The organism is Sphingopyxis sp. (genome assembly GCF_036402335.1).
Classification (GTDB): Bacteria; Pseudomonadota; Alphaproteobacteria; order Sphingomonadales; family Sphingomonadaceae; genus Sphingopyxis.
Map to the genome: position 1 here is coordinate 1 of NZ_DASWTD010000202.1, position 4,974 is coordinate 4,974.

3 protein-coding genes are annotated in these 4,974 nt (G+C 62.2%); 1 reads left to right on the forward strand and 2 read right to left on the reverse strand.

Translation table 11 applies throughout. The features are described from left to right. Both VGD20_RS06420 and bglX read right to left on the reverse strand, forming a co-directional pair. Positions 1-117: MFS transporter (locus VGD20_RS06420; RefSeq protein ID WP_331133662.1), on the reverse strand; the 117-nt coding region annotated here is incomplete at its 3' end. A gap of 42 nt (positions 118-159) precedes the next feature. Next, positions 160-2,478: a beta-glucosidase BglX gene (gene bglX, locus VGD20_RS06425; RefSeq protein WP_331133660.1), complete on the reverse strand. Its 2,319-nt coding sequence runs from the start codon at positions 2,476-2,478 to the stop codon at positions 160-162. Between the two features lie 247 nt (positions 2,479-2,725). Here bglX and VGD20_RS06430 point away from each other — a divergent pair. Further along, the coding region (locus tag VGD20_RS06430) for a TonB-dependent receptor (protein WP_331133661.1) at positions 2,726-4,974 on the forward strand (2,249 nt) is incomplete at its 3' end.

Genomic DNA, 4,974 nt, shown 5'->3' on the forward strand with positions numbered 1-4,974 from the left:
GACGGACTGGATCATCGACCCCATGTTCGACGCGAGGTTCGCGATCCAGATCGCGCGAAACGCCGGGTAGCGGAACGGCGCGAACGCGGAAGGCGGGGGTGGCGTGTCGGGACTCACTTTTTATCGGGTAACCCGGCCCGCCACCCACGGCAAGATCGACTATTCGGTCAGTTCGAATGCGGCTTCGGACCCTTCGGCCGACGAGGGGCCGATCCACAGCTTGAACTGGCCGGGTTCGCTGCCCCAGCTCATATCCTGCCGCGTGAAGGCCAGATCCGCGTCGGTCAGCGCGAAACGGATCGTGCGTCGCTCGCCGCTCTTGAGGCTGACCTTCTCGAAGCCCTTGAGCTCCTTTACCGGGCGCGTCACCGATCCGACGAGGTCGCGGACATAAAGCTGCACCACTTCCTCGCCGTCGCGCGTGCCGCTGTTGGTCACCGTAACGCTCGCAGTCAGCGTTTCGCCCGGTCGTACCGCCGCCTTGTCGAGCGTCACCGGCGAATAGGTGAAGCTGGTATAGCTGAGCCCGTAACCGAACGGATAAAGCGGCGTGTTCGGTGCATCGAGATAGCGCGAGACATATTTCGCGCCGGGCGCGCCGAGTTCGATCGGGCGGCCGGTGTTCTTCATGTCGTAATGGATCGGCACCTGTCCGACATTGCGCGGAAAGGTGACGGGCAATTTGGCCGACGGGTTGTAATCGCCGTAGAGCACATCGGCGATCGCATGGCCGCCCATCGTACCCGGATACCAGGCTTCAAGAATCGCATCGACATTGGCATCGGCCCATTCGATGCTGTTCGGGCGCCCGCTCATCAGCACGAGGATGATCGGCTTGCCGGTCTTCCTGAGCTCCTCGAGCAACGCCTGCTGGTTGCCGGGCAGGTCGAGCGAAGTCCGGCTCGCGGCCTCGCCCGTCATGTCCCAGCGCTCGCCCATCGCGGCGATGATCACGTCCGATTTTTGGGCCAGCGCGATCGCTTCGGCAAAACCGTCGGTCTTCCCGGCATCCTCGAAGGCGTAGCTTGCCCCCTTTGCATAGGCGACGGCGGTTCCCTTGCGTGCGCCGGCCTGCAGACCTTCGAGCAAGGTCACGGGCCGCGTCTTGCGGTCGCCTGCCGCTGACCAGCTGCCGATCATGTCTTCCTTGCTGTTGGCGAGGGGACCGATGACCGCGATGGACTTTGCCGTGGCGGCGAGGGGGAGGGTGCCTGCCTTGTTTTTCAGCAATACGATGGACTTGCGTGCCACGTCGCGCGCGGCTTCGAGGAATTCGGGTTTGTAGATTGTCGCCTTTTCGCGCGATTCGTTCGCATAACGATACGGATCCTCGAACAGCCCGAGGCGATACTTCATTTCGAGGACGGCTTTTACCGCGGCATCGACGCGCCGGATGTCGACCTTGCCCTCGGTGACCGATTTGGCGAGGTTCTCCATGTAGACCGCGCCCTGCATGTCCATGTCGACCCCGGCGTTGATCGCCTGCTCGCCCGCCTGTTTCAGATCTTTCGAATAGCCGTGCGGGACCATTTCGTTGATCGACGTGTAATCGGTTACGACGAAGCCCTTGAAGCGCCATTGATCGCGCAGCACGTCGGTCAGCAGATGGCGGCTGCCGGACGCGGGGACGCCGTCGAGTTCGTTGAACGAGGTCATGAAGGTTGCCGCACCTGCATCGGCGGCCGCCTTGAAGGGCGGTAGGTAGATATCGCGCAGCGTGCGTTCGGAGATGTCGACGGTGTGATAGTCTCGCCCCGCTTGTGCCGCGCCATAGGCGGCGAAATGTTTCGCGGTCGCGAGGATCGTGTCGGGCCGCGACAGATCGTCACTCTGATAGCCGCGCACGCGTGCCCTGGCGATCCGGCTGCCGAGGTAGACATCCTCGCCCGCGCCTTCCGAAATACGCCCCCAACGCGCATCGCGCGCGATGTCGACCATCGGTGAGAAAGTCCAGTGAATGCCCTCGGCCGATGCTTCGATGGCCGAGATTCGCGCTGCCTTTTCAATGGCCTGCAAGTCCCAGCTCGCCGCCTCGCCCAGCGAGATCGGGAAGATCGTCCGATGTCCGTGGATCACGTCATACCCGAAGATGAGCGGAATCTTGAGCCGCGTTCCCTCGATCGCGAGCTTCTGCAGTTCGGCGGTATATTTGGCGGTATAGGCGTTGAAGATCGCGCCGACGCGACCGGCGCGGATATCGTCCTGATAACCCGCCCGCATCGTCGGACCCGTCGATTCCCAATCGCTCGTCAGGAGGTTCAACTGGCCGACCTTCTCGTCGAGGGTCATCCTTGCCATCAGGTCGGCGATGAAACGGTCCATCTTCGGATCGGGGCGCATCCAGCCCGTCGAGTCCGCAGGTGCCGCCTGACTCGTGTCGGTTGCGGGTTTGGCCATCAGGGGGGCGGGCGCGAGTTGTCCGGCCACCATCAGGGTGGCCAGCGTCAGGCATGTCAGGTTGCGCGTCATCGGCGGCATGATTCGTCCTTCCCGGTCGGGTTTGCTTATAGATTCTCACGCGGATTGGCCAAATTCGGCCAAAAACCGGCTGGTCCCCGATCGCATTCATCCGTGTCGCTTCCCTCTATACAGTGATCGTGAAACCGGTTACAAATCAAAAAAACAACGACGCGGTTTCCTGCGACTCGTTGCTGCACGGTGGCTAGGCCGGGCGGCAAATCGAACCAGCGCGGGGAATGTCGGGGCAAATTACAGGGAGGATGCCGTGAAGTTTCCATATGAATTTCAGACCGTTGCCGCGCGTCGATCGCGCGCTCGTTCGCTCGCCGCCGCACTCGCGTGGGGCAGCGCCGCCACGGCTCTTGCGGTCGCGGTAACCGCGCCCGCGCACGCCCAGGTGGCCGGCGCCTCGCTGCGCGGCACGGTCAAGGCCGAGGGCGGTGTGTCCGAAGTGACCGCGGTCAACGTCAAGACCGGCCTTACGCGCACCTCGACCGTCAGCGCCAACGGCGGCTACAGCTTTTCCTCCTTGCCCGTCGGTACCTATCGCCTCGAGCTCACGACGCCGCAGGGCAAGCGCCAGACCGATGAGTTCGCGCTCAACGTCGCGCAGAATGCGGTGCTCGACTTCGACTTCTCGCAGCCCGACATTGCCGAAGGGGGCGATGACGCAATCATCGTGACCGGCAGCCGCATCCGTTCGATGGAAGGCGGCGAGGTCGGCACCAACATCTCGCAACGGCTGATTGAGGTGCTGCCGCAGAACAACCGCAACTTCCTCGCTTTTGCCGACCTGGCGCCGGGCGTTCAGTTCCTCACCAACAGCGCCAACCAGACGAGCCTGCGCGGCGGCGCGCAGGGTGCCAATGCGATCAACGTCTTCATCGACGGCATCGGGCAGAAGGACTATGTGCTGAAGGGCGGCATCAGCGGCCAGGATACGACGCAGGGCAACCCCTTCCCGCAGCTCGCCATCGGCGAATATCGCGTCATTTCGTCAAACTATAAGGCGGAATATGATCAGGTCAGTTCGGTCGCGATTACCGCGGTGACCAAGTCGGGCACCAACGAATTCCATGGCGAGGGCTTTTTCGACTTCACCAACCAGAGCCTGCGCGACCGGCTGCCGCGCGAGAATTTCCCGGCCTATATCCCCAAGGTCCGCACCAAGGACATGCAGTTCGGCGGTGCGTTCGGCGGTCCGATCATCAAGGATGTCCTGCATTTCTTTGTGACCTATGAGGGCAAGCGCCGCGTCGAGCCACGCGAGATCAAGCCGGGGCTCGACCTGCCTGTCAGCTTCTTCCCGACCGAATATCAGGATGCCTTCGGCGCGCGGACATCGTCGTTCAATGAGGATCTCTATTTCGGAAAGATCAATTTCACCCCGACCGCGAACGATCTGTTCGAATTTTCGGTCAAATATCGCGACGAGAGCGGCGAGGAGCTCAACAACGGTTTCCTGGCCGCCGAAACCGCGACGATCACCAAGGTCAAGGAATGGCGCGGCCTCGCGCGCTGGGAGCATACCGCCGACACCTGGGTCAATGATTTCAAAGTCGCCTATGAGGATGTGACCTGGAACCCGCGGCCGCTCAATTTCGGCAATGTGTCGCTGTTCAATGCCATCCTGCCGCCGATCCCGCCCGCGACTGCGCCGCGGCGCGGCGACATATTGCGTATCGGCGCCGGCTCCAATTTCCAGGACAAGGGCCAGAAGGGCTGGCAGGTCTCGAACGATTTCACCTGGACCGGCCTCGAAAGCCATACGTTCAAGGTGGGCGTGAAGGCGAAATGGGTCGAACTCAACGCCAACACGCAAAACCTGAATCCGCTCTTCACATATAATGCGACCTATGAACCGGCGGGGACACCGCCCGGCACATTCAACGATACCATCCCCTATCGGATGACGTTTAACGCGCCGGTCAACGGCGGCGATCCGAACATCACGTCGAAGAATTTCCAGTTCGGGATCTATGCGCAGGACGATTGGGAAGTCGACGACCGCCTGACGCTCAACATCGGCCTGCGCTGGGATTATGAGCGGACGCCGGCGTTCCTGAACTATGCCCATGATCCGGCCATCGCCGAGTTCGTCGCGGGCCGTGCGGGCTACACCAACCCCGATGGCACGGTGACGCCGCCCTATACGAACCTCGCCAATGCCAATTATGATATCAACGACTATATCTCGACCGGCAGCGAGCGAAAGGCATTCAAGGGAGCTTGGCAGCCGCGCCTCGGCTTCACCTATGCGCTCGACGACGAAAAGCGTTTCGCGATCTTTGGTGGCTATGGCCGGTCCTATGACCGTAACCAGTTCGATTTCATTCAGCAGGAACTGGCGCAGGGCCTGTTCGCCGGCCGCACCTTCAACTTCAACAACCCCGGCGACACCGACAATGTCTGCACGCCAAGCGCGACCTGTATCGCGTGGAATCCGGCCTATCTGACGGAGGAGGGGCGCGCCGCCCTTATCGCCGGGCTCCCGGCTCGCGCAGGGCGCGAGCT